We start from the raw sequence: 26,179 nt of genomic DNA, 5'->3' as shown, positions 1-26,179 counted from the left end.
GCGCGTGAGCCTTGTCGTTGTTCTCGGATCGGGTCGGTGACGTCCTCTGCGAACGTCAGCCGCCCACTCCGCGGCCGAGCTCCCACAGCTGGAGTGTCGCGGACGAGTTGAGCGCGTACTCGGCACCGGTGATGTCGTCCTGTGCGGCGATGTACTGCTTGCCCTGCCACAGCGGCAGGACCGGGACGTCCTCGGCGACGATGCTCTGGATCTCCTCGATGCTGTTCGACGCGGTGAGGCGGTCGGCCTCGCGGCGGGACTCGGGGATCAGGACGCCGCGGATCGTCTCGTTCGTGTAGGGCGAGCCGATGGTGTTGTCCTTGTCGAGGAACGGCGCGAGGTAGTTGTCGGCGTCGGGGAAGTCGGGGAACCAGCCCATGCCGTAGACCTCGTAGTCGCCCTTCTGCTCGTTCGGGCGGAAGGTCTCCCACTTCTCGCCCTCGATGCCCACCTTGAAGAGGCCGCTGTCGTTGAGCTGCTTCTGCAGCACCTCGAACTCTTCCTTGGTGGCCGGGCCGTAGTGGTCGTCCGTGTAGTGCAGCGTCAGCTTCACCGGCGTGGTGATGCTCGCCTTGGACAGCAGCTCCTTGGCCTTGGAGACGCTCGGGTCGCCGTACTTGTTGAAGAACGAGTTGGCGTGCCCCGTGACGGTGGCCGGGACCATCGAGTACAGCGGGTCGGCGCCGGAGCCGTACACCTCGGAGGTGAGCTCGCCCCGGTTGATGACTTGCGCCATCGCCTGGCGGACCGCCTTGGTCTTCACCGACGGGTCGTCCGTGTTGAAGCCGAGGTAGCGGATCTCCAGACCGGGCTGCTCGATCAGGTCGACATCGGTTTCCGTGTCGTTCTGGAGCTTCTTGATCTGCGCGGGCGAGATGGTGCGGGTCATCATGTCGATGTCGCCCTTTTCGAGCGCGGTGCCCATGGCGCCGGTCGCCTCGAAGGACCGCAGCTCGACCTTGTCGTTCTTGAGTTTCGAAGTGCCCTGGTAATTGGGGTTCTTGCTGAAGACGGCCTTGACCATCTCGTTGTCCTTGACCTCGGCCTCAAGGGTGTAGGGGCCGGAGCCGCTCACGTCGAAGCCGTCCCGCAGCTTGTTCTTGTCGTAGTCGTCGGGGTTGACGATGCCCGCGACCGGCGTGGACAGCTTGAACGGGAAGGTGGCGTCGGCGGTGTTGAGGTGGAAGATCACCTCTCGGTCGCCCTTGGTCTCGACGGTGTCGACGGTGGACAGCAGGGCGAAGACACCGGTGTCGGCCTTGATCCGCATCGCACGGTCGATGGAGAACTTCACGTCCTCCGCGGTGACCTTGTCACCGTTCGAGAACTTGAGGTCCTTGCGCAGGGTGCAGGCGTACCGCTCGTTGCCCGAGTCGGTGAAGCCGCACTCCTCGGCGGCCTCCGGCGTCGGGTCGCCGCCGCCGTTGGGCGCGACCAGCAGCGTCTGCACCGTCTGGCGGAGGATGTTCCACGTGCCGACGTCGTACGCGAAGGCCGGGTCCAGGGGTGCGGGGGCGTCCTTCGCGGCGGTGAACCGGTCGGTGGTACCGACGACGATGGCGTCGCCGCCACCGCCCCCGCTGTCGGAACCCCCACACGCGGCGAGGACCGGGACGAGCAGACCGATCACGGCCGGCAGCACCAAAGGCTTGCGGTTCATGCTCGAGGTTCTCCAGAGCTGTCGATCCCGCGGGCCCGGCAGGCCGGGGTGTTGCGGTCGGGTCACGGGGGTTACGGCGATGTTCTCGCGATGAGATTAGTCCGCACCGGCAGGACCGTTCACAGGTACCGGAGTTGAGTTCCCATCACGCTGCGAAACCAGGTGCGGACGCACCGAAAGACCGACAGCGGAATGTTTCGTACAGCGTTCCATGAATCGGGACACAAGGGCGCGCCCCACACCCGCGAAATGACGCCCCAGCCACACCGTAGCCCCCCTGTCGACCCCCCGCGGAGTGGTAAAGCTCACACTCCCAACTGGTCCGGGGAGCGCCGCAATTCAGCCATCCAAGGCGCGCGGACGACTGTCGAATTATTCCGGTGCTGTGGCCATGCAGTTTTTCGGCATTCATTCGTGCACCGTGGGTGAACGATTAGCGCTTTTCCGTCATCAGGCCTCGTAGAAATGGCAGGTCGACCTGTTCCAGGGAGGTCACGACGGTGCGCCGGGCGGCCGGAGTGATCGGTGCCACCGACGGCACGGCCACGACGTGGCAGCCCGCGGCCTCGGCGGCGGCCACTCCTGTCGCGGTGTCCTCGATGACCGCGCACCTGGCCGGGTCCGCGCCGAGCCCGGCGGCCGCGAGCAGATACGGGTCGGGGAAGGGCTTGGTGCGCGCCACCTCGTCGCCCGCGATGGTCAGGGCGAAGTTCTGGGCACCGAGCGCCACCAGGACGCGGTCGATGATGCGGCGGTGCGAGGCGGAGACCAGCGCCGTGGGGATCCGGTGGGCGGCGAGCTCGGCCAGGAGTCTCGCGGCGCCCGGCATGAGCGGCAGGTCCCGGCCGATACGGTCCTCGAACCCGTCGTTGAGCAGCACCATGAGCTCGGCGAGGGGGATGCGGGCGCCGGTGGCCCCGATGAGGAAGCCGGCACTGCGCGTCATGGGGCCGCCGACGACCACGTGGCGCCACGAGTCGTCCAGCGCGTGGCCGAGCCGGGCGAACACCTCGACCTCGGCGTCCCACCAGAAGCCCTCGGTGTCGACCAGGGTGCCGTCCATGTCGAGCAGCACGGCCTGGAGTGCGGAGCCCTCGGCCGTTTGGGTACCTAGTGCGGGGACCGTACTGGTCATATAGGCGCACCTCCGTGAGGGACGAGAAGGCCGGCCCCCAGAAGGGAACCGGCCTGCACTGGACCGACAAGTGTACGTCGCCGCCGAAGGAAGTGCCTGTTGGAACGGCCGAGACCCCTCTGCGAGGGCCTGAGGGCCTTCGGGAGGGGCCGTGGAGGGCCCAGGCAGGCGCTGTGTCCGTCGGTCGGCGCAGCCCCGCCGGGGTGGGTTGCCCGGTCAGTACCCCGCGGCCTCGCAGGGCGCCCTCGAGGGCGCCCCACGGAGCACGTGGACCCCGGCTCACCGCGCGTTGAAGTACTTCGCCTCCGGGTGGTGGATGACGATCGCGTCGGTGGACTGTTCCGGGTGGAGCTGGAACTCCTCGGAGAGGTGGACGCCGATCCGCTCGGGCTCCAGGAGGCGGGCGATCTTGGCGCGGTCCTCCAGGTCCGGGCAGGCTCCGTAGCCGAGCGAGAAGCGGGCGCCGCGGTACTTCAGCGCGAACATGTCCTCCACCTCGGCCGGGTCCTCCCCGGCGAAGCCGAGCTCCGAACGCACGCGCGCGTGCCAGTACTCGGCGAGCGCCTCGGCCAACTGGACGGACAGACCGTGCAGTTCGAGGTAGTCCCGGTAGGAGTTCGACTCGAAGAGCTTCGCCGTCTCCTCGCCGATCCGGGAGCCGACGGTGACGACCTGGAGGCCCACGACGTCCGTCTCGCCGGACTCCTCGGGCCGGAAGAAGTCGGCCAGACACAGCCGGCGGCCGCGGCGCTGGCGCGGGAAGGTGAAGCGGGTCCGTTCGTTGCCCTGCTCGTCCAGGAGGATCAGGTCGTCGTCCTTGGACACACACGGGAAGTAGCCGTAGACGACGGCCGCCTCCAGCAGGTTCCCGGTCTGCAGCTGGTCGAGGAGGCCGCGCAGCCGTGGCCTGCCCTCGGTCTCCACCAGCTCCTCGTACGTCGGCCCGTCACCCGTGCGGGCCTGCTTGAGGCCCCACTGGCCCTTGAACAGCGCGCCCTCGTCGAGCCAGGACGCGTACTCCTTGAGCTGGATGCCCTTGATGACACGGGTGCCCCAGAAGGGCGGCTCCGGCACGGGGTTGTCGGTGGCCACGTCGGAGCGGACGGCGCCCTCCTCGGGGCGTTCCTCGACGACGGCCTGGGCGGTGGCCCTGACACGGCGCTGCTTCAGCTCCGGCAGGCTCGCCCCGGGCACGCCCCGCTTGACCGCGATCAGCGCGTCCATCAGGCGCAGGCCCTCGAACGCGTCGCGTGCGTAGCGGACCTCGCCCTCGTAGATCTCGTGCAGGTCCTGCTCGACGTACGCCCGGGTCAGGGCGGCGCCGCCGAGGATCACCGGGTAGTCGGCGGCCAGCTTGCGCTGGTTGAGCTCCTCCAGGTTCTCCTTCATGATCACCGTGGACTTGACCAGCAGTCCGGACATCCCGATGACGTCCGCGCGGTGTTCCTTGGCGGCCTCCAGGATCGCGGAGACGGGCTGCTTGATGCCGAGGTTGACCACGGTGTAGCCGTTGTTGGACAGAATGATGTCGACGAGGTTCTTGCCGATGTCGTGCACGTCGCCGCGCACGGTGGCGAGCACGATGGTGCCCTTGCCCTCGTCGTCGGTCTTCTCCATGTGCGGCTCCAGGTGGGCGACCGCGGTCTTCATGACCTCGGCCGACTGGAGCACGAACGGCAGTTGCATCTGGCCGGAGCCGAACAGCTCACCGACGACCTTCATGCCGTCCAGCAGCGTCTCGTTGACGATGTCGAGGGCGGGGCGCTCCCGGAGGGCGTCCTCCAGGTCCTGTTCGAGGCCGTTCTTCTCGCCGTCGATGATGCGCCGCTTGAGGCGCTCGTCCAGGGGCAGGGCCGCCAGTTCCTCGGCCCGGCCCGCCTTGAGGGACTTGGTGGTGGCGCCCTCGAAGAGGGCCATCAGCTTCTGCAGCGGGTCGTAGCCCTCGCGGCGGCGGTCGTAGATGAGGTCGAGGGCGGTGGTGACCTGCTCCTCGTCGAAGCGGGCGATCGGCAGGATCTTGGAGGCGTGCACGATCGCCGAGTCGAGGCCCGCCTTGACGCACTCGTCGAGGAAGACCGAGTTGAGCAGGACGCGCGCGGCCGGGTTCAGGCCGAAGGAGATGTTCGACAGGCCCAGCGTGGTCTGCACGTCCGGGTGGCGTTCCTTGAGCCGTCGGATCGCCTCGATCGTGGCGATGCCGTCGCCGCGGGACTCCTCCTGGCCGGTGCAGATGGTGAAGGTCAGGGTGTCGATGAGGATGTCCGACTCGTGGATGCCCCAGTTGCCGGTGAGGTCCTCGATGAGCCGCTCGGCGATCGCCACCTTCGTCTCGGGTGTGCGGGCCTGGCCCTCCTCGTCGATGGTCAGGGCAATCAGCGCGGCGCCGTGCTCCTGCGCGAGCTTCGTGACCTTCGCGAACCGGGACTCGGGGCCGTCGCCGTCCTCGTAGTTGACCGAGTTGATGACCGCGCGGCCACCGAGCTTCTCCAGACCGGCGCGGAGCACGGGGACTTCGGTGGAGTCGAGCACGATCGGCAGGGTGGAGGCGGTGGCGAAGCGGCCGGCCAGTTCCTCCATGTCGGCGACGCCGTCGCGGCCCACGTAGTCCACGCACAGGTCGAGCATGTGCGCGCCCTCGCGGATCTGGTCGCGGGCCATCTCCACGCAGTCGTCCCAGCGGCCCTCCAGCATGGCCTCGCGGAACTTCTTGGAACCGTTGGCGTTCGTGCGCTCACCGATCGCCATGTACGCGGTGTCCTGGCGGAACGGCACGGTCTGGTAGAGCGAGGCGGCGCCCGGCTCGGGGCGCGGGGTGCGGGGCGCCGGCGTCAGGTCCCGTACCCGCTCGACGACCTGCCGCAGGTGCTCGGGGGTCGTGCCGCAGCAGCCGCCGATCAGGGAGAGGCCGTACTCGGTGACGAAGGTTTCCTGGGCGTCGGCCAGTTCGGGCGGGGTCAGCGGGTAGTGGGCACCGTTCTTGCCGAGGACCGGGAGGCCCGCGTTCGGCATGCAGGACAGCGGGATCCGGGAGTGGCGGGCCAGGTAGCGCAGGTGCTCGCTCATCTCGGCGGGCCCGGTGGCGCAGTTGAGGCCGATCATGTCGATGCCGAGCGGCTCGAGTGCGGTGAGCGCGGCGCCGATCTCCGAGCCGAGAAGCATGGTGCCGGTGGTCTCGACGGTCACGGAGACGATCAGCGGCAGGTCGGCGCCGAGGGCCTCCAGGGCCCGGCGGGCGCCGAGCACGGACGCCTTGGTCTGCAGGAGGTCCTGGGTGGTCTCCACGAGCAGCGCGTCGGCGCCGCCGACGATCATGCCCTCGGCGTTCCGCTGATAGGCGTCCCGCAGGAGCGTGTACGGGGCGTGACCGAGCGTCGGCAGTTTGGTGCCGGGGCCCATGGAGCCGAGGACCCAGCGCTGCTGTCCGGTCGAGGCGGTGAACTCGTCGGCGACCTCGCGGGCGATGCGGGCACCGGACTCGGAGAGCTCGTAGACGCGGTCGGCGATGTCGTACTCGGCGAGGGCCGCGTGGTTCGAGCCGAAGGTGTTGGTCTCGACGCAGTCGACGCCCACGGCGAAGTACGCCTCGTGGACGGAGCGCACGATGTCGGGGCGCGTGAGGTTCAGGATCTCGTTGCAGCCCTCGAGGTTCTCGAAGTCCTCGAGGGTCGGGTCCTGCGCCTGGAGCATCGTGCCCATCGCGCCGTCTGCCACCACCACCCGGGTGGCGAGCGCCTCGCGAAGGGCGTCTGTTCGGGTCCGGCTGTAGGCGGAGTCGGACGGAAGGGACGGGTTCGGCAACGAGGCCATGGAAGATGCTCCCTGGAGTGCGACGGCTGTCGGCTTTGCGCTTCTCATGGAAGGCACACGCCGTCAGGGTAGCCCGCGGTGGGGCCCGGGGGTCAGGGGCGTCCACGGGACGGACGGACGATCCGTACCCGGCACCGGCCGGGACGCGTTCGCAAACTCCTCACGACCACCCATTAGCGGGAGGTCGACCGCGACCGGTAATGTTCGGCATTGCCGAACGGTGGGAGCGAAGCGCCGACCGACGGTCCAAGGGGACGGAGGGCAGGACGGCGATGGCACGGAACATCCAGTCGCTCGAACGGGCGGCCGCGATGCTGCGGCTGCTCGCGGGCGGGGAGCGGCGGCTCGGCCTGTCGGACATCGCCTCGTCGCTGGGCCTGGCCAAGGGCACGGCCCACGGGATACTGCGCACGCTGCAGCAGGAGGGTTTCGTCGAGCAGGACGGCGCCTCCGGCCGCTACCAGCTGGGCGCGGAGCTGCTGCGTCTCGGGACGACCTATCTCGATGTGCACGAACTGCGGGCACGCGCCCTGGTGTGGACCGACGACCTGGCCCGCTCCAGCGGTGAGAGCGTCTACCTGGGAGTACTGCACCAGCAGGGCGTACTGATCGTGCACCACGTGTTCCGGCCCGACGACAGCCGGCAGGTGCTGGAGGTCGGGGCCATGCAGCCGCTGCACTCCACCGCCCTGGGCAAGGTCCTGTCCGCCTACGACCCGGTGGCGCACAGTGAGGTGCTGGAGGCCGAGCGCCAGGAGTTCACGGTGCGCACGACGATCGCGCCCGAGGCGTTCGAGGGCGTCCTCGACCTCACCCGGGCGCGCGGGTACGCGGACGACGTCGAGGAGACCTGGACGGGGGTGGCCTCGGTGGCCGCGCCGATCCACAACCAGCGGCGGATGCCCGTCGGCGCGGTGGGCGTCACGGGGGCGGTGGAGCGCGTCTGCAAGGACGGCGAACTGCGTCCCGAGCTGATCGCCGCCGTTCGCGACTGTGCCCGCGCGGTGTCCAGGGATCTGGGCGCCGGGCGGTTCTGAGGTCCGTCCGCGCGGTCCGGGCCCGTTGGGGACGCCCGGGAGTCCGCGCCCGGGATCGCGGGGAGAAGGCCGGTACGTCGATGACGTACCGGCCTTCTCCGTGCCCCGCCGGCCACAGGACGTGCCTGCTCGGACGCGGTGCGCGCCCGTTCTCGCGATCGATAGGTCACAGCAATCAATAACGATCGCGCTTTCGATAACAGAGGCCTTGACGAGGTGGTAACGGCGGAGCGAGACTCGCGTCCATCGGTCGGCATTGTCGAACACCTACCGGCAATACGCGTTAGAGTGTGACAATGCCACGGGCCGGCAACGACCTCACCTGAGGTCGCGGACCACCGGAGGGACCCGGGGTTCGGCTTCCCCTGGACGAAGGACAAAGGAGTCGCGGGTGTCCAGCTCCGACATCTTCATCGGCGAGACCATCGGTACCGCCATACTCATCCTGCTCGGCGGTGGCGTGTGCGCCGCCGTCACGCTGAAGGCCTCCAAGGCGCGCAACGCCGGGTGGCTCGCCATCACCTTCGGGTGGGGCTTCGCGGTGCTGACCGCCGTCTACACATCGGCGCCTCTCTCCGGCGCCCATCTGAACCCGGCCGTGACCCTCGCGATCGCCATCAAGGACGACGCCTGGAGCAACGTCCTGACCTACTGGTCGGGCCAGCTCCTCGGCGCCATGATCGGTGCGGCGCTCGTGTGGGTCGCGTACTACGGACAGTTCCTCGCACACCTCACCGACCGCGAGATCGTGGGCGGCCCCGGTACGCAGGACACCAAGTCCGTGGAGGCGCGGGAGGCCAAGGCCGGCCCGGTGCTCGGCGTCTTCTCCACCGGCCCGGAGGTCCGGGTCGCGTGGCAGAACGTCGCCACGGAGATCATCGGCACGGTCGTGCTGGTGCTCGCCGTCCTCACGCAGGGCCTCAACGACAGCGGCAAGGGTCTCGGCACCCTGGGCGCGCTGATCACCGCCCTCGTGGTCGTCAGCATCGGTCTCTCGCTCGGTGGCCCGACGGGGTACGCGATCAACCCGGCCCGTGACCTCGGTCCGCGCATCGTGCACGCCCTGCTGCCCCTGCCCAACAAGGGCGGTTCGGACTGGAGCTACGCCTGGGTCCCCGTCGTGGGTCCGCTGATCGGCGGAGCGATCGCCGCAGGCCTCTACAACGTCGCTTTTGCTTAGAGCCGTACGTCCGCTTCGAGCCGTACGTCCGCCCAGCGCGTACGTCGGCTCGGGGCCGGAAGCAATCCGCCGTAAGCCAGCCTCTTATCCACGGACTTTCAGGAGCACACCGTGACCGACGCGCACACCGCCGGCCCGTTCATCGCCGCCATCGACCAGGGCACCACCTCCAGCCGCTGCATCGTCTTCGACCGGGACGGCCGGATCGTCTCCGTCGACCAGAAGGAGCACGAGCAGATCTTCCCGAAGCCGGGCTGGGTCGAGCACGACGCCGCCGAGATCTGGACCAACGTCCAGGAGGTCGTCGCCAGTGCCGTCGAGAAGGCCGGCATCACCCGTGACGACATCAAGGCCATCGGCATCACCAACCAGCGCGAGACGACGCTGCTGTGGGACAAGAACACCGGTGAGCCCGTCCACAACGCCCTCGTCTGGCAGGACACCCGCACCGACGCGCTCTGCCGCGAGCTCGGCCGCAACGTCGGCCAGGACCGCTTCCGCCGCGAGACCGGCCTGCCGCTCGCGTCGTACTTCGCCGGCCCGAAGGCCCGCTGGCTGCTCGACAACGTCGAGGGCCTGCGCGAGCGCGCCGAGGCCGGCGACATCCTCTTCGGCACCATGGACTCCTGGGTCATCTGGAACCTGACGGGCGGTGTGAACGGTGGCCGGCACGTCACCGACGTCACCAACGCCTCCCGCACGATGCTGATGAACCTGCACACCATGCAGTGGGACGAGAAGATCGCCGAGTCGATCGGTGTCCCGCTGGCGATGCTGCCCGAGATCCGCTCCTCCGCCGAGGTGTACGGCGAGATCACCGGCGGCAAGCTCGGCGACCTGCTCGGCGGCATCCCCGTCGCCTCCGCGCTCGGTGACCAGCAGGCGGCCCTCTTCGGCCAGACCTGTTTCTCCGAGGGCGAGGCCAAGTCCACGTACGGCACCGGCACGTTCATGCTGATGAACACCGGTGACAAGCTCATCAACTCGTACAGCGGACTGCTGACCACCGTCGGGTACCAGATCGGTGACCAGAAGCCGGTCTACGCCCTCGAGGGCTCCATCGCCGTCACCGGCTCGCTCGTCCAGTGGATGCGCGACCAGATGGGCCTGATCAAGTCCGCCGCCGAGATCGAGACCCTCGCGCTGTCGGTCGAGGACAACGGCGGCGCATACTTCGTGCCGGCCTTCTCCGGTCTGTTCGCCCCGTACTGGCGTCCCGACGCCCGCGGTGTGATCACCGGCCTGACCCGGTACGTCACCAAGGCGCACATCGCGCGCGCCGTCCTGGAGGCCACGGCCTGGCAGACCCGTGAGATCAGCGACGCCATGACGAAGGACTCCGGCGTCGAGCTCACGGCCCTCAAGGTCGACGGCGGCATGACCTCCAACAACCTGCTGATGCAGACCCTGGCCGACGTCCTGGACGCCCCCGTGGTGCGCCCGATGGTCGCCGAGACCACCTGCCTCGGCGCCGCCTACGCCGCCGGTCTCGCCGTCGGCTTCTGGACCAACACCGAGGACCTGCGCGCCAACTGGCGCCGGGCCGCGGAATGGACCCCGAACATGGCCGCGGAAACCCGTGACCGTGAGTACAAGAGCTGGCTCAAGGCCGTCGAGCGGACCATGGGCTGGATCGAGGACGAGGAGTAATTCGCAATGACCACCCTGCAGAGTGTCCCGGCTCTTGGGACGCACCCGGCGGGCGGCTCCGCCGCGTTCACCGTGAAGGCAGTGGGCCGCGCCGAGACCCGCGAGCAGTTGTCCAAGGCGACCTACGACCTCCTGGTGATCGGTGGCGGGATCCTGGGCATCTCCACCGCCTGGCATGCCGCTCAGTCGGGCCTGCGGGTGGCCCTGGTCGACGCCGGCGACTTCGCCGGCGCGACCTCCTCCGCCTCCTCCAAGCTTCTCCACGGCGGTCTGCGCTACCTGCAGACCGGCGCGGTGAAGCTGGTGGCGGAGAACCACTTCGAGCGCCGTGCGGTCTCCCGTCAGGTGGCCCCCCACCTGGCGAATCCGCTCACGTTCTACCTCCCCGTGTACAAGGGCGGGCCGCACGGCGCAGCGAAGCTGGGCGCGGGTGTGTTCGCGTACTCGGCCCTGTCGGCCTTCGGTGACGGCGTCGGCCATCTGCTGTCGCCCGCGAAGGCCGCGCAGGACGTGCCCGAGCTGCGTACGGACAATCTGAAGGCCGTGGCCGTGTACGGCGACGACCAGATGAACGACTCCCGGATGGCGCTGATGACGGTCCGCGCGGCCGTCGACTCCGGCGCCACCGTGCTGAACCACGCCGAGGTCACGGGCCTGCGCTTCACCCGGGGCCGGGTGACCGGCGCGGAGCTCAGGGACCGGCTCTCCGGCGACGAGTTCGGTGTGTCCGCCCGTCTCGTGCTGAACGCGACCGGGCCGTGGGTCGACCACCTGCGGAAGATGGAGGACGAGAACGCGGCGCCGTCCATCCGCCTGTCGAAGGGCGCGCACCTGGTTCTCAAGCGCACCTCCCCCTGGAAGGCCGCGCTGGCCACCCCGATCGACAAGTACCGCATCACCTTCGCCCTCCCCTGGGAGGACATGCTGCTGCTCGGCACGACCGACGAGGAGTACGAGGGCGACCCCGCGGACGTCTCGGTCACCGAGAAGGACATAGCGCAGATCCTGGACGAGGCCGCGTTCTCCATCCGGGACAAGCAGCTCACCCGTGACCTGATCACGTACTCCTTCGCCGGGCTGCGCGTGCTTCCGGGCGGCCCCGGCGACACGTCGAAGGCCAAGCGGGAGACGGTCGTCACCGAGGGCCGGGGCGGCATGCTGTCCGTCGCGGGCGGCAAGTGGACGACCTTCCGGCACATCGGCCGGACCGTCATGAAGCAGCTGGAGTCGCTGCCGGGCCGTCCGCTCGGCGAGGACTTCGAGCCGGTCTCCGCCCTGCCGAAGAAGCTGCCGCTGCCGGGTGTCGCCAACCCGCGCGCGGTCGCGCACCGGCTCATGGTCGACGGCTCGGCGCCCGGCCCGCGCATGGGAGCCGACACCGCCAGGCACCTGGCGACGCACTACGGCTCGCTCGCCTTCGACATCGCCCGCCTCGCGAGCGACAACCCGGAGCTGGCCGAGCGCGTGCACGAGGACGCTCCCGAGATCTGGGCGCAGGTCGTGTACGCCCGTGACAACGAGTGGGCCGAGACGGCGGACGACGTGCTGCGCCGCCGTACGACCCTGACGATCCGCGGACTCGCGGACGACGAGGTGCGGGGCAAGGTGCAGGCCCTGCTCGACGAGAAGTAGGCCCGAAGCGGCACAGGGCGTTGGGCGAGGGGCGGCTGCCGGGCAGGCAGCCGCCCCTCGGCGTGCGCGCCCGCCTGTTCTGCCCGCCTGCCTCTGAGTCAGCCCTGCCAGCGTCCGCCGGAGAAGCGGGCGAGGGCCTCGACGATGTCCGGGGGCATGCTCTCGCGGACGTGCAGCGCCATCACCAGGGCCCAGCCGTCCCGTCCCCGGAACAGCCGCGGCGGCTCCGGCGCACCCGGCGCGAGCCGTACGTGCGGGCCGTAGACGCGCTGGTAGCGGCCTCGGGCGTACACCTGGCGGACGCGCACCGCGAGGACGTCCTGCCAGGGGTACGTCACGGAGCGGCGGCCCGTCGAGGCGGCGATCCCCCACTGGTCGATCCGCAGGGTGCGGCGCTCCTTCGGCAGCATGAACGCGACCGCGTTGAAGAACGCGGCGACAGCGGGCCAGAACAGCACGCTGGTCCAGCCCCTCGCGTTGTCCCAGTCGCCCGTCGCGGCCATCCGCACCGCCGCGAGCGCCATGAAGAGCAGGCACAGCGGCCAATGGCCCAGCGGCACGCGGCGGTTGCGGCCCTTCATGACGTACGCGTGCTCGTCGGACACGACGGCGTACCCGGGCACATCGCGCATGGACGGCGGGTTGTCGAGGACGTCGGCGAGCCGGGGCGACGGCTCGGCGGGACGCGGTCGCGGGGGCTGCCGGAGCCCGGATTGCCGGGGGCCGGATTGCTGGGGGCCGCTCACCGTGAACGGCTGCCGGGGACCGGTGGCGGCTGAGGTCCCGTCCGGGCCGGCCGCGGCGGGGGTCCCCTGCGGGCCCGCCGCACCGGCGGCCTGCCGCGGGACGGTGGGCGGCAGGGGGCCCTGCCCCGGGGCCGGGAGCAGGGGTGCGGCGGCCGGGCGGCCGGACAGGTGTTCCTGGAGCCTGAGGTGGCGGAAGCGGTACGTACCTCCGTACCGCTGGAGCAGGCCTCCGCCGTGCGCGTCCCGCAGGAACTCCATCAGGGACCAGGGCACCCGGCCGAGCACGGCGAGCCATGCCTTGGAGACCGCCCACAGGCACCAGGGGCTCAGGGCCACGAGGACGATCACGGCGCCCGTCATGCCCTTGGTGAAGGCGACCCAGAAGTCGACCGGGCCGTGGTCGGTCAGCAGGCTGTGCAGTCCGCAGCCCAGACCGATCAGCGGGGCGACCACCCCGAGGGTGAGCAGGGCGGCACGACGCTCGCCCGCCAGCAGTTCGTCCGGCGTCACCGCGTCGACCGTGTCGGCCGGCGCGGCGATCACGAGCATCACGATCGTGGGCACGATGAACCCGAAGACGGCCTGAGCCGTGAACGCGTCGGCGTGGTAGGTGCCCCGGGCCACGAGCAGGAGCAGTGTGCTGGGCACCGCGAGGATGGCGAGGGAGGCCAGGGCCCGGCGAACGGAGGCCGCTCGGGACGCGGAGCGCAGTGCCGCACCGGTTCTGAAGGGGTTGGCCCTGCGGCGCGGTTCCCAGAAACGGTCGCCGAACCACTGGAGCGTGGCGAGTTGGACGCCGGTGGCCATGACGGCGGCGCCGAACAGGTAGTTCCGGTCGAACCGCTCGATGTTGAGCTGGTACGAGTCGCTGTAGGTGTCCTCGACCCAGGTCACCGCCGTCATCATCGACTCGGCGAGCACGATGCACAGGACCACCAGGGTCGGCAGCGAGAGGAGCCGGGCGGCCCTGGCCCGGTTCAGCCGCCACCACGCGAACTCGCCGGTGCGGCGGCGTTCCAGTTCGCGGGCGAGGAACGTGAGCCACCCCCTGGCCCGCCCCGGATTCCAGTGGCCCGGCGCGTGCAGCCGCTCGGTGTCGTGGGCGCCGGGCTCGAAGGCGGCCGGGATCACCGCGTCCATCAGGTGTCTCTCGACGGCTTCCTGGGTGGGCAGCCAGGTGTGGTCGGCGAGCCGGGCCGGATCGGTGTGGACCGGGCGGTGGGCGCGCCGGGCGAGCCAGATCATCAGCGGCGTGGACAGGGCCCGGCCGAGCGGTCCTTCGGGGTGGTCGGCGAGTTCGTCGAGGACCGGCCCCCACTGCTCGTGCCGCTCCTCGTCGGCCGTGCGCAGCAGATGGACCGCGGCGTCGCGCGGCCCGACCGGAAGTGCCTCGATGTCGGAGGCGCCCGCGACCCGCACGGCGAGTGCCCGGTACTCCGGTGTGCGGGAGGCCAGGACGAATCCCAACTCCCTCGGTGCGGCGTTGAGTTCGCGGACGACGGCGGCTCGGCGGTGGGCGGGCAGTTCATCGAGGCCGTCGAGTACGGGGAGCACGCGGCCGTCGCGCACGAGACGGCGGGCCGGATGCGCGCCGGCCACCCGGGGCAGTCCGGGGTGGTCCTCGGCGAGACGGCCGACCAGCCAGTCGCGGAACGACACGGTCTCGGCGTGCCACGACTCCATGGACAGGAGCAGCGGGACGGGTACGCCCCGGTCGCCCGGGACGCGCCGGGTCACGTCGCCGAGGTGGCGCCCGGCGAGCAGCACGACGGTCATGGCGAGCAGGGTCGACTTGCCGGAGCCGGGGCCGCCGAGCACGAGGAGCCGGCGTGTGCCGAGGGCGAGGAGGGTGTCGGCGACGTCACCGAGCCGGTCGCTGCGCACGGGCCTCTCTCCGGTGCCGCCCGCGGCCGGGATGCCCCAGCGGGCGAGCCACCGCACGGCGAGCGGGCCCTCGATGTCGCCGAGTTCCCAGGCGGCAACCTCGGCCGACCACTGGGCGCGTACGGCTCGGGCCAGTTCCTCGGCGGCGGTGTCGACCGGCTCGCGCGGGGGTGGCAGGTTGACGACGAGGTCGCCGTGGATGTGTCCGGCCTGGACGAGGTACTCGACCGTGCTGTCCCGCACGATGTTGCGTACTTCGGACGGTGGCTTCCACTCGTCCCGGCCGCCCTGTCCGTCCCGTCCGTCCCGGCCGCCCCGTAACGTGTCCATGGACGGATTGTCACTGGCCGGGCCCTCGCCGTCACTCGAACTCACAGCATCGGCACACGTGTTGACCGTTCCGGGACCGACGCGGCCGTCGTGGTCGGCCACGGGTTCCGTGGGGGCGTGGGGACCCGCGCGACCGGCCCCGGCCGCCCCGCGGGTCCGTCACCACGCCTGCCGCGTGCCGCTCACCCCTCGATGTCCTCCGGGTGCGTCAACTCCGTTCGCCGCAGGATGAGTTCACGGCCGAGCAGCAGGGCGCTGCGTGAGGCGGGCACCGGGTCCGGCAGGGTCGTCAGGTCGGTGAGGTGGGCGAAGCCGATGACGCGGCGCACGATCTCGGTGCCCGCGAAGCCCACCGAGTCCGTCCGGACGCGGCGCAGGAAGCGGTCCAGGTAGGCGTCGTCGAAGAAGGTGTCGACGCGGGTCGGCCACAGTCGGCGGAACTCCTGCTCGAACCCCTCCCAGGACAGGCGGAGTTGTTCCGCGTGGTCGGTGACCGTGCCGAGGGCCCGCGCCCGTGCCCGGGCGACGAGGACGTTGGCCCAGTAGAGGCCGAGGTCGTAGCCGATCGGACCGACGAAGGAGAACTCGGGGTCGAAGACCCGTATCACCGGGGCGCCTTCGCGCTCGCCGACCATGACGCTGCCGGTGTGCAGGTCACCGTGGAGCAATGCCTGCGCGGACGTCATGAAGGTGTGGCGCAGGTCGGCGACCTCGGTGCGCAGGCGGGGGTCGGCGCGGAACTCGGCGGCGAGGTCGTCGAATCCGGGATGCCAGTGGTTGTGCTCGTGCTCGACGTACGGCTCGGAGAGGACCACGTCCTCGGTGATCTTGCACAGCTCAGGGCTCACGGAGGCCGCGATCAGGGCCTTGCGCTCGGCGGACGGCATGCCGAAGTCGCTGGTGGCGAAGGTGAGCTGGGCGACGAACTCGCCGACCCGGCGCGAGGTGTCCGGGCCGTAGGATCCGCCCTCGTTGAGGATCGTGCGCAGCACCTCGAGGTCGGACATGTCCTCCATGACGAGGGCGTGGTTGTCGGCGTCGTAGCCGTGGATCACCGGGATCTTGTCCGGGGCGACCCTGGCGACCTGCTCGTAGGCGCGGGCCTCGGCGTCGGCGCGTTCGGGGCTCATCGGCCAGGAGGGGCCCGCGACCCGGACCCAGGGCAGGGCCTGCTTCACGGCGAGGCGGTGGGTGCCGTCGTCGTTCGACGCGAGGAACACCCGGTTCATGTTGCCGTCGGAGACCTCGCGGACCCGGATGTCACCGAGGTCCTCCCAGTGGCCGCGCTCGCGCAGGTACGCGGGCACGTCCTCGGTCTCCAGGATGCGGTAGCCCATGTGAACTCCCTTATGCGGTGCGGCGCTTGGACAGGGTGAAACTGAAGACCAGGGCGAGGATGAGGACCGCGCCCTCGACGACGTCCTGGGTGTAGTAGGGCAGGCCCTTGATGGTCAGGCCGGTGGTGATGATGCCGATCAGGACGGCGCCCAGGGCGGTGCCCCAGACGTTCGGGCGGCCCCGGCCGAGGACGGAGGTGCCGACCAGGGCGACCGCCACCGCCTCCAGGAGCTGGGAGGTTCCGGCCGAGACGTCCCCCTGGCCGATGCGGGCCGCGAGGATGAGGCCGCCGATCGAGGCGAGGACGCCGGACAGGACGTAGGCCAGGGCCCGGTAGGCGCCGACGCGGATGCCTGCCAGCCGGGAGGCCTCCGGGTTGGCGCCGATCGCGTACAGGACGCGGCCCCAGCGGGTGCGGGCGAGGAACACCCAGGCGACCACCGTGAGCGCGCCGAAGATCAGCACCGAGACGGGGATGCCGAGGACCGTGCCGCGGTCGATGCGCAGGAACCCCTCGGTGAACTTCCCCGGTGCGGTGCTGCCGTCCGACTGGGTCATGCCGGGGGTGATGGACTGGCCGTCGACGAGGATGAGTTTGGTGCCCTGGATCACGAACATGGTGCCGAGCGTGGCCAGCATGTCGGGGATCTTCAGGACGACGATCAGCAGGGCGTTGAGCAGTCCGGCGAGCGCGCCCGCCGCGACGACGGCGAGGATCGCCACCAGGCCGACCTGGTTGTAGGTGACCATCGTCTTGGCGGCGACCGTGACGCCGAGCCCGGCGACGGCGCCGACGGACATGTCCATTCCGCCGACGGCCATGGTGAGGGTGACGCCCAGGCCGAGGATCGCGGCGACGGAGACGTACCGGAGGGTGTCGAGGAGCGTCGCGGAGTCCCGGAAGGACGGCTCGCTGAGCGCGAAGTACGTGAAGAGCGTGACGGTGACGAAGATGAAGCCGTACTTGATGACGGCGCTCTGGACGCGCAGACCGGTGGAGGTCGCGGGCAGGGCCGCCGCCTTGGTGGGCACCTCGGTGCTCCGGGTGATGGTCATGGCGTGCTTCCTGGGGTGGCTTTCCGGGCGGCCGGCATCAGACGGACGCCGAGATGGTCTGGATGACGCGGTCGCGCTCCGCGTCCTGTCCGTACGCGTCGAGGTGGATCTCCCCCGCGGCGAGGACGACGACCCGGTCGGCGACCTCCAGCACCTCGTCGACGTCGGCGGACAGGACGACGACGGCGGCTCCCTCGGCGGCGAGGGCGCGGGCGCGGCGGCCGATGTCACGGCGGGCTCCGATGTCCACACCTCGGAACGGCTCGTCCAGGATGAGGACACGGGGGCGTTCGGCGAGCCAGCGGCCGACGACGACCTTCTGCTGGTTGCCGCCGGACAGCTCCTCCACGGCGCTGTGTTCGTCGCGGGCGACGACGCCGAGCCGCTCGATGGTGTCGCGGCCGAGGGCGTTCTCCCTGCGCCGGCTCACCAGCCCCGCTGTGGAGAGGCCTCTGAGGAAGGGCAGCGAGATGTTCTGGGCCAGCGACCAGCCGGGGACGAGCGCGTCGGCATGGCGGTCCTCGGGGACGAGATGCACTCCGCGCCGGATCGCGTCGGCGGGGCGGCGCGGCGCGTACGGCGTGCCGTCCAGCTCCACGGTCCCGCTCGGGAACGGCTCGGCGCCGAAGAGACCGCGGGCCAGTTCCGTCTTGCCCGCGCCCAGCAGACCCACCACGCCGGTGACTTCGCCCGCCCGCAGGTCGAGGTCCTGGGGAGGATGACCGGGGAGCAGCGGTACGCCCCGCAGTGAGACGGCGATCTCACCCGAGCCGGGCCCGATGCTCTGCCGGGCGTCCGCGGGACGGGCCGTCTCCGCGCCCTGGGCCTGCGCGAGCATGGCGCGCAGCGCGCGGTCCCAGTCGAAGGGTCTGGCCTGGTCCTCGGTGAGACGGCCGTCCCGCAGGACGACCAGCCGGTCGGCCAGGGCGTCGATCTCGCCGAGGCGGTGGGAGACGTACAGGACGGCGATGCCGTCGTCCCGCATCCGCTCGACGAGCGTGAACAGGCGCTCGGCCTCGGCGGCGGAGAGGGCGGAGGTCGGCTCGTCGAGGACGAGGAGCCTCGGGCGGGTCGCGAGGGCCCGGGCCAGGATGAGCAACTGCCGGTCGGAGATGCCGAGTTCGGTGACGTCCCGCTTGAGGACCGCGTCGCTCCAGCCGAGGTCGAGCGCCGACTGGATCTCCCGGGCGCGGGCCAGCAGCCCGCGCCCGTCGAGGAACGGGTTGCCCCGCCGCCTGGCCAGCTCCTCGAAGACCAGGTTCTCGGCGACGGTCAGGCCGGGGACGATGCCCTCGCCGATCCGCTGGTGCACGGTCTGGATGCCCAGCCGGCGGGCGTCGAGCGGGGACCGGAGAGCGGCGGGTTCGCCGTTCACCTCGACGTCCCCGCTGTGGTCGGTGTGCACCCCGGAGAGGATCTTGATCAGGGTGGACTTGCCCGCGCCGTTGGCGCCCAGCAGCGCGACGACGCTGCCGGGCGCGATGTCCAGAGAGACGGACTCCAGGACCGTCCGGCCGCCGAAGGCCATGCCGACCCCACGCAGCCGCACCGCCACGCGGCCCTCGGGCGGACCGGCGGGTGAGTCGGTGGGTGAGTCAGTGGGTGAGTCAGTGGGCGACATTGGGGATCCAGTCGGCCGTGCTGACCTTGGCGAGGTTCAGTGCGGGCAGCGCCTCGCGCAGCTGGTCCATGTTCCCGATGCCCTTGCTCTTCAGGAAGTCCTGGGTGATCGCGACGGCCGGGAACTCGACCGAGGTCCTGTTCAACTCTCCGGCGAGCTCCAGGGCGGCGGTACGGACGACGGCCGCGCCGACCGCCGACGGGTCCGTGCCCGCCGTGGCCACCCAGGGACTGCCCTTGGCGGTCATGTTCTGGATGTCGGCGTTGGAGACGTCCGCGCCGAAGACCTTCACCCTGTCCTGGAGCTTCTTGTTCTGGACGGCGAGGACGGTGCCCTTGGCGAGTTCGTCGTACGGGGCGAAGACGCCCGCCACGTCCGGGTGCTGGGTGAGGGCGGCGCTGACCAGGGGCACGTTGTCGGTGGCCGTGGAGTCGGTGACCTTGCCGACCTTGAACTGCTGCTTCCACCCGTTGGCGTCGGCCGTCTTCTTCCAGACGCTGTCGCGCTTGTCGAGGGCGGCGTAACCGGCGACGTTGACGTAGCCGACCTTCGCGTCCTTGCCGAGTTCGCCGGCCATCACGTCGAGGACGGCCCGGGCCATGCTGGCGTCGTCCTGCTTGGTGGAGACGACACCCTTGGTGGCGGTCTCCACGTCGTAGACGACGACCTTGACGCCCTTCTTCACCGCCTTGTCGATCTCCGGCTGGATCGTGGCCGGGAAGCCGTGGTCGACGATGATCGCCCGGGCCCCGGAGTTGATGGCCGAGGAGAGGTCGGTGGCCTGCTTGGCGTTGTCCGCCTGGGCGTCGTACACCGTCAGGTCGATGCCGAGGGCCTTGGCCTGCGCCTTGGCTCCGTTGCCCCACTGCTCGAAGTAGTCGCCGGCGCCGCTCTGCCGGACCAGGGCGACCTTCACCCTGCCCTCACTGAAGGGCGCTGGCTTCTTGCCGGTGGCGGCGGACGCGGACGCGGCGGAGTCGCCGGTCGTCTCCGAGGCGTCCGAGGACTGCGAGCAGCCCGCGAGGAGGAGGGCGGAGACGGATGCCAGCGAGAGCGCGGCGAGAGGCAGACGGGTACGGGTCATGACGGCTCCAGGAGCGGTGCAGAGGGAATGAAGAGGGCGTGCGGGGCGCGGGTCCGGAGCGCCGGGCGGGGGAGGGAATCCAGCCACGGCCGCGGGCGCCGGGAGGCCTCGTGGGCGTCACGGGTGCCGGTGGGAATCCCGTGGTGCGGAGGCGTCCGGGGCGCTCCGGATCAGGTCAGCGACAGCGGGCTGTGGTCGACCGGAGCAAGTCCACGTACAGCCGCCGCACGAGCAGCAGCGTCTTCATACGCAGATCATGAGAACGATTCCAGCCAGCCGTCAAAGTTTTGGGACCGGATTCTCAGTGGTTGAGACAACAACTTCGTCACACTCAGCCGAGCGCCGGTCCGGAGTTACGATCTCGGGACCGGCACCCGACCCGGGACAGTGAGGCTCCGATGACGACACCAGGCGCGACAGCGATGCGACGCTGTACCGGCGCGGCGTGTCGCGGCTGACCACGGGTCCAGATCCCCTTCGGATCCCCTCTTCGGTCCGCCGCCCGCCGCGCGGCACCGTGCCCCTCCCTCGTCGATCGGTCCGGCCCCATGTCCACCATCCGGACAAGCGTCCACCGTGTTCCTCCGTCCCGCGTCCTTTCGTCTTCGCCCCTCCTCACTCCTGGAGTTGCTCCCATGACCCTGCTGACCACGTGGCCCGAGTCCGGACCCGGGACGACCGTGCGCCGCACCGGTGACCCCGTCGAGATCGCCGCCGCGCTCGCTCCGCTCGGTGTGCGGTACGAACAGTGGCCGGTCCGCGGGGACGTCCCCGCGGACGCCGACAGCGACACCGTCTTCGCCGCGTACGGGCCGGAGATCGACCGGCTCAACGCCGAGGAGGGCTTCACCACGGTCGACGTCCTCGGGCTGCACCCGAGCGACGACCCGGAGTACCCCGTGAAGGCGAAGGCCGCGCGGGAGAAGTTCCTCCAGGAGCACACGCACGACGACGATGACGAGGTCCGGTTCTTCGTCTCGGGCTCCGGGATCTTCTATCTGCACGTGAACGGCGAGGTGCACGCCGTGTTCTGCGAGAAGGGCGACCTGCTGGGTGTGCCGCGCGGCACGACGCACTGGTTCGACATGGGGACGTCACCGGCGTTCACCGCGATCCGCTTCTTCCACGAGGAGGACGGCTGGATCGGCAGCTTCACCGGCTCGGACATCGCCGGCCGCTTCCCCGACTACGACACCATCGCGGCGGGGTACGAGCGGGACCGGTCCGCGGCGTGAGCCCGCGGCCGGCGTTCGACGTGGACGCCGTGGTGCTCGACATCGAGGGCACCACGAGCGCCACGGGCTTCGTCGTCGACGTGCTCTACCCGTACTCGCGCTCCCGTTTCGGAGCGCTGCTGGCGGAGCGGAGCGGCGATCCGGACGTGCTGCGGGCACTCGCCCAGGTACGCGAACTGCTCGGCGAGCCGGACGCCGACACCGTACGGGTCGAGAAGGCGCTCGCCGAGTGGCTCGACGAGGACGTGAAGGCCACCCCCCTGAAGACCCTTCAGGGCCTCATCTGGTCCGAGGGGTTCGCCCGGGGCGACCTGGTCTCCCACTTCTACGACGACGTGGTGCCGGTACTTCGCCGCTGGCACAGTGACGGCGTACGGCTGCTCGTGTACTCGTCCGGGTCCGTGGCCGCGCAGCGCGCGTGGTTCACGAGCAGCCCGGACGGTGATCTGCTGCCGCTCGTCGACGGGTTGTACGACACCGAGAACGCGGGGCCCAAGCAGGAGCCGGGGTCCTACCGCCGTATCGCCGGATCGGCCGGCGTGGAGGCAGGCCGTCTCCTGTTCCTCTCCGACCGGCCGGGCGAGCTGGACGCGGCCCGCGAGGCGGGCTGGCACACCGTCGGGATCCGGCGGCCCGGGGAGCCGTACTACGAGCAGGGCGTCGGTGACCACGCGCAGGCGGGGACGTTCGACGAGATCAGCATCGGCACTTCAGGGAGCACGACGTGACCACCGACATCAGCACACTCGATCTGGAGGAGGCGGGGGCCGTCCTCGCCGCCGAGGCCGCCCGCTTCGCCTCCTTCGGCTGGATGCGCGGCACCTCCGGGAACCTGTCGGTGGTGCTCTCCCGCGACCCGCTGCGGCTCGCGGTCACCGCCAGCGGCCACGACAAGGGTGAACTGACGCCCGCGGACGTCGTACTGGTCGACGGCGAGGGTGCCGCGGTGAGCGGCGGCAGGCCGTCCGCCGAGGCCGCGCTGCACGCGCGCGTGGCCGCACTGACCGGCGCGGGCGCCGTGGTGCACGTGCACACGGTGGCGTCGGTGGCGCTGGGCCGGCGCTCACCCGGCGGCATCGTCCTCAAGGACCTGGAGATGCTCAAGGGGGTCGGCCAGCCCGCCCATGACGTGGAGGTCACCCTTCCCGTCATCGCCAACAGCCAGGACATGAAGGTCCTCGGCGACCGCCTGGAGGCGGCCCGCGACCCGCGGATGCCGGCGGTGGTCGTGGCGGGCCACGGCCTGTACGTGTGGGGCGACGACCCTCGCCGGGCACGCCACCACACGGAGGTCGTGGAGTGGCTCCTGGAGCTGGAACTGACGGGCCACTGAACGGGGTTCACGCGGGAGGAAGGAGAGGGGGCCGAGGCCACGCCCCCTCTCCTTGACCCGGCCCCGCCCTAGCCCAGCCGGTCCCCCGGCAGCTCCCCCGCGGACACCTCCAGCACCCCCCGCTCGGTGACCAGCCCGGTGACCAGCCCTGCCGGTGTCACGTCGAAGGCGGGGTTGTGCCCGCGGGACCCGGCCGGCGCGGTCCGCGTCCCCGACCACTCCAGCACCTCGTCCTCGCCCCGCAGTTCGATGTGGATGCCGGAACCCGTGGCCGTGGAGAGGTCCACCGTGGTCGTGGGCGCGGCCACGAGAAACGGCACCCCCGCGTAGGCGCACGCCAGCGCGATGCCCACGGTGCCCACCTTGTTGGCGGTGTCCCCGTTGGCCGCGATCCGGTCGGCGCCGACGACCGCGGCGTCGACCTCACCCCGGAGGATCGTCCCGGCGGCGGCCCCGTCCGCCTGCACGAAGTGCGGGATCCCCTCCTGGACGAGCTCCCAGGCGGTCAGCCGCGACCCCTGCAGCAGGGGTCGCGTCTCGTCGGCGTACACGACCTCGAGACGCCCGCGGGCGTGCAGCTCACGGACGACCCCGAGCGCGGTGCCCCACCCCGCCGTGGCCAGAGCCCCGGTGTTGCAGTGGGTCAGCACCCGCAGCGGCCGGTCCCCGCCGACGCGCTTGAGCAGCCAGTCCGCCCCGAACGCGCCCATCGCCCGGTTCGCCGCCACGTCCTCGCGCTGCACCTGCGCCGCCTCTGCGAGCACCGCGTCGAGCCCGTCGTCGAAACGGGTCAGCACCCGGTCGACGCACACCATGAGGTTCACCGCGGTGGGCCGCGCCGCACGGACCCGCGCGACGGCCGCGAGCACCTCCTCGCGCGACCAGCCCTCGCGCTCGCCCTGGAGCATCGCGAGCGCCACGCCGTACGCCCCGGCCGCCCCGATCGCGGGCGCCCCGCGCACGACGAGCCGCCCGATCGCGTCCACGAGGTCGTCCACATCGCGGACCTGGCGGGTCTCGGTGCGGTGCGGCAGGACGGTCTGGTCGATGAGCGCGAGGCTGTTTCCGGTCCAGTCGACAGCACGCAGTTCCTGGGGCATAGCGGGGCACTCCTGAAGTTCCGAAGATGCGCGACACCGTACATGACCTCGAAGAACACGGTTCGAGCCAGTCGGGCGGATGTCCGGATATCCGGTGTTGCAGTGCAGCACCATCAGCTCCGAAGGCCATACGAAGGAGGCCGCGGCGCCGTCGCGACCGCGCTACGACTGGAGTGACTTCATGACGCACCATCCGGCCCCCGTCACACGCATACCCGGCATCGGGCTGCCGCCGCGCGCGGTCGTCGTCGGTGACCCCGCGCGCGCCGCGGCCGTCGCCGCGCTGCTCGACGGCGCCGAGGAGGTCTCCCACCACCGCGAATACCGTGCGTTCACCGGCAGTTGGAAGGGTGTGCCGGTCGTCGTCGCCTCCCACGGCGTCGGTGCGCCAGGGGCGATCCTGCTCTTCCAGGAGCTGGCCGACGCGGGTGTGGACACCTTCCTGCGGTTCGGCACGGCGGGTGCGATGCGGCCCGGGATCCGCGACGGCGACCTCGTCATCGCGGAGGCGGCCGTACGCGACGACGGTGTGACCCAGCAGTTGCTGCCGCCCGAGTATCCGGCGGTGGCCGCGCCGGAGGCGGTGCTCGCACTGCAGCGGGCGGCGCGGGAGCAGGGCGCCGCGCACCACCGCGGCTTCGTGTGGACGCGGGCCGCCTTCCAGCCGGGGCTGATACCGCTGACCTCGTACGACGGGGCGGGGCTCGCGGCCATCGAGATGGAGCTGTCCGCGCTGTACGTGACGGCCTCGCTGCGTGGACTGAGGGCGGGCGGCGTCCTCGTGATCGACGGCGTGAACGCGGACGAGCTCGTCGACGAGGCCGCCACGGGCGGCTACGACCCGCATCGTGAGATCGTCGCCGCAGGAGTGGCGCGCGGCGGTGTGGTCTCCTTGGAGGCCCTGCGTCTGCTCGCGGAGATCGAGGAGGGCGCGCAGTGACCGTTCCCTCCCAACGCCGGGCCCACGCCGACCTGTTGATCCACGGCGGTGACGTCCTCACCGTCGACGAGGCCGGCACGGTCGTACCCGACGGAGCCGTGGCCGTCCGCGACGGCGAGATCATCGAGGTCGGACCGGTTCGCGAGCTGCGGTCGCGGTACAGGGCCGCCGACACCCTCGACGCGACGGGCTGCCTCGTACTGCCCGGCCTGGTCAACGCACACGCCCACCTGGCGATGACGCTGCTGCGCGGCCGCGCCGACGACGTCACGCTCCAGGACTTCTTGGAGCGCGTCCTGCGCTGGGAGAGCGAGCTGCTCACGGCGGACAACGTCGCGGCGGCCGTCCGGGTCGCGATCGCGGAGAGCGTACGGGCCGGGGTGACGTCGGCGCTCGACATGTACTGGTTCCACGAGGCCGCCGAGCAGGTCGCGCGGGAGGCGGGCTGGCGGCTGCACACGGGGCCGACCTTCATGGACGTACCGGACCCGGCCGACGGCATCGCGTACGAGGACCGGCTGGAGTGGGCGCGCCGCGACCTGGCCGGACGCGCCCCGCGACCCGGCACGCGCCCCGTGCTCCTCGCGCACTCCGCCTACACCCTCTCCCCCGGGCAGCTGACCGACATCGCCGCCCTGGCACGGGAGTTCGGTGCCCTGCTGCACATGCACGCGGCGGAGAACGCCACCGAGGTCACCACCGTCGAGACGCGGTACGGCAGACGGCCGGTGGAGCTGCTCGACTCGCTCGGTCTGCTCGGCCCGGACCTCCTGCTGGCCCACGCCGTGGAGCTCTCGGACACCGAGATCGCCGCTCTGGCCCGTACCGGCACGTCGGTCGCCCACTGCCCGGTGTCGAACCTCAAACTGGGCTGCGGCATCGCCCCCGTACCGCGGCTGCTGGGCGCGGGCGTGACCGTCGCACTCGGCACGGACGGCGCGGTCAGCTCCAACACGCTGGACGTGCTGCGCGCGGCGGGCCTCGCCGCCCTGGTGCACAAGGCCGGTGGCGACCCCACCGCGGTCGGCGCCGAACAGGCCCTGCGCATGGCCACGATCGAGGGCGCCCGGGCCCTGGGGCTCGACGCCCGGCTCGGTTCGCTGGAGGCGGGAAAGCGGGCCGACGTGATCGTCCTGGATCTCGGACGTCCGCATCTGGCACCCCGCCACGACCCGTGGTCGACGCTCGCGTACGCCGCCCGGGCCGAGGACGTCCGGGACACGCTCGTCGACGGCCGGGTCCTGATGCGCGACCGTGCGCTCACCACGCTCGACGAGGCCGCCGCGCTTGCGGACCTGGCGGCTCTCGTGTCACCGTCCGACCTGGTGTGATCGCCCGGGACGGGTTCGTCGGGGCGACGGAAGCCGCATAATAAGACATCGGATGTCTGAGCGACAGTCTGAGTGACAGG

At 71.0% G+C, this 26,179-nt stretch carries 18 protein-coding genes; 9 read left to right on the top strand and 9 right to left on the bottom strand.

Annotation, left to right across the window (positions count from 1 at the left end; all coding sequences use genetic code 11):
• Positions 1-55 precede the first annotated feature (55 nt).
• The 3 genes from O1Q96_RS13620 to metH form a co-directional block, all read right to left on the bottom strand.
• Positions 56-1,660, bottom strand: coding sequence for an ABC transporter substrate-binding protein (locus tag O1Q96_RS13620; RefSeq protein ID WP_269248429.1), 1,605 nt, complete (start codon positions 1,658-1,660; stop codon positions 56-58).
• A 433-nt stretch (positions 1,661-2,093) separates the two neighbouring features.
• Entirely contained in the window at positions 2,094-2,795 is a 702-nt protein-coding gene (locus tag O1Q96_RS13615; RefSeq protein ID WP_269248428.1) for an HAD family hydrolase, read from the bottom strand.
• Between the two features lie 279 nt (positions 2,796-3,074).
• Entirely contained in the window at positions 3,075-6,602 is a 3,528-nt protein-coding gene (metH, locus tag O1Q96_RS13610) for a methionine synthase (RefSeq protein WP_269248427.1), read from the bottom strand.
• A gap of 272 nt (positions 6,603-6,874) precedes the next feature.
• On the opposite strand from metH, the gene O1Q96_RS13605 reads away from it, so the two are divergent.
• The 4 genes from O1Q96_RS13605 (at position 6,875) to O1Q96_RS13590 (ending at position 12,101) form a co-directional block, all read left to right on the top strand.
• Complete coding sequence (locus O1Q96_RS13605) at positions 6,875-7,639, top strand: IclR family transcriptional regulator (RefSeq protein ID WP_217454967.1); 765 nt, start codon at positions 6,875-6,877, stop codon at positions 7,637-7,639.
• 391 nt (positions 7,640-8,030) lie between these two features.
• Complete coding sequence (locus O1Q96_RS13600) at positions 8,031-8,819, top strand: MIP/aquaporin family protein (RefSeq protein WP_217454968.1); 789 nt, start codon at positions 8,031-8,033, stop codon at positions 8,817-8,819.
• A 111-nt stretch (positions 8,820-8,930) separates the two neighbouring features.
• Positions 8,931-10,469 (top strand): glycerol kinase GlpK, encoded by a 1,539-nt coding sequence (gene glpK / locus O1Q96_RS13595; RefSeq protein ID WP_269248426.1) that lies wholly within the window; start codon positions 8,931-8,933, stop codon positions 10,467-10,469.
• 6 nt (positions 10,470-10,475) lie between these two features.
• Positions 10,476-12,101, top strand: coding sequence for a glycerol-3-phosphate dehydrogenase/oxidase (locus O1Q96_RS13590; protein WP_269248425.1), 1,626 nt, complete (start codon positions 10,476-10,478; stop codon positions 12,099-12,101).
• 98 nt (positions 12,102-12,199) lie between these two features.
• Here O1Q96_RS13590 and O1Q96_RS13585 read toward each other — a convergent pair whose 3' ends face one another.
• From O1Q96_RS13585 to O1Q96_RS13565, 5 genes are all read right to left on the bottom strand, one after another.
• Positions 12,200-15,061 carry an NACHT domain-containing protein gene (locus O1Q96_RS13585; RefSeq protein ID WP_269248424.1) on the bottom strand — a complete coding sequence of 954 codons (2,862 nt, stop codon included), beginning with the start codon at positions 15,059-15,061 and terminating at the stop codon, positions 12,200-12,202.
• Between the two features lie 182 nt (positions 15,062-15,243).
• A complete protein-coding gene (mtnK, locus tag O1Q96_RS13580; protein WP_269248423.1) occupies positions 15,244-16,398 on the bottom strand; it encodes an S-methyl-5-thioribose kinase in 1,155 nt (384 codons plus the stop codon).
• 10 nt (positions 16,399-16,408) lie between these two features.
• Entirely contained in the window at positions 16,409-17,455 is a 1,047-nt protein-coding gene (locus O1Q96_RS13575; RefSeq protein ID WP_269248422.1) for an ABC transporter permease, read from the bottom strand.
• 37 nt (positions 17,456-17,492) lie between these two features.
• Entirely contained in the window at positions 17,493-19,076 is a 1,584-nt protein-coding gene (locus O1Q96_RS13570) for a sugar ABC transporter ATP-binding protein (protein WP_269248421.1), read from the bottom strand.
• Positions 19,063-20,160, bottom strand: a complete 1,098-nt coding sequence (locus O1Q96_RS13565; protein WP_269248420.1) for a substrate-binding domain-containing protein — start codon at positions 20,158-20,160, stop codon at positions 19,063-19,065. Before O1Q96_RS13565 ends, O1Q96_RS13570 begins: the two co-directional genes overlap by 14 nt.
• Before the next feature lie 635 nt (positions 20,161-20,795).
• Between O1Q96_RS13565 and O1Q96_RS13560 the strand changes: the two genes are divergently transcribed.
• Genes O1Q96_RS13560 through mtnB form a run of 3 tightly spaced genes read left to right on the top strand, consistent with a single transcriptional unit; the run spans position 20,796 to position 22,728 of the window.
• A complete protein-coding gene (locus O1Q96_RS13560) occupies positions 20,796-21,395 on the top strand; it encodes a 1,2-dihydroxy-3-keto-5-methylthiopentene dioxygenase (RefSeq protein WP_269248419.1) in 600 nt (199 codons plus the stop codon).
• Entirely contained in the window at positions 21,392-22,123 is a 732-nt protein-coding gene (gene mtnC, locus O1Q96_RS13555; protein ID WP_269248418.1) for an acireductone synthase, read from the top strand. Before O1Q96_RS13560 ends, mtnC begins: the two co-directional genes overlap by 4 nt.
• On the top strand, positions 22,120-22,728 hold the full coding sequence (mtnB, locus tag O1Q96_RS13550) for a methylthioribulose 1-phosphate dehydratase (RefSeq protein WP_269248417.1): 609 nt from the start codon (positions 22,120-22,122) through the stop codon (positions 22,726-22,728). Before mtnC ends, mtnB begins: the two co-directional genes overlap by 4 nt.
• A 68-nt stretch (positions 22,729-22,796) precedes the next feature.
• Here mtnB and mtnA read toward each other — a convergent pair whose 3' ends face one another.
• On the bottom strand, positions 22,797-23,828 hold the full coding sequence (mtnA, locus tag O1Q96_RS13545) for an S-methyl-5-thioribose-1-phosphate isomerase (RefSeq protein ID WP_269248416.1): 1,032 nt from the start codon (positions 23,826-23,828) through the stop codon (positions 22,797-22,799).
• A gap of 181 nt (positions 23,829-24,009) precedes the next feature.
• On the opposite strand from mtnA, the gene O1Q96_RS13540 reads away from it, so the two are divergent.
• Together O1Q96_RS13540 and O1Q96_RS13535 are read left to right on the top strand one after the other, a co-directional pair.
• Positions 24,010-24,768 (top strand): nucleoside phosphorylase, encoded by a 759-nt coding sequence (locus O1Q96_RS13540; RefSeq protein WP_269248415.1) that lies wholly within the window; start codon positions 24,010-24,012, stop codon positions 24,766-24,768.
• On the top strand, positions 24,765-26,099 hold the full coding sequence (locus O1Q96_RS13535; protein WP_269248414.1) for an amidohydrolase: 1,335 nt from the start codon (positions 24,765-24,767) through the stop codon (positions 26,097-26,099). Before O1Q96_RS13540 ends, O1Q96_RS13535 begins: the two co-directional genes overlap by 4 nt.
• Positions 26,100-26,179 lie beyond the last annotated feature (80 nt).

The organism is Streptomyces aurantiacus (genome assembly GCF_027107535.1).
Taxonomy (GTDB): domain Bacteria; phylum Actinomycetota; class Actinomycetes; order Streptomycetales; family Streptomycetaceae; genus Streptomyces.
Note: the sequence above shows the minus strand (reverse complement) of the source record. Positions and strands in the feature narration are given on the sequence as shown.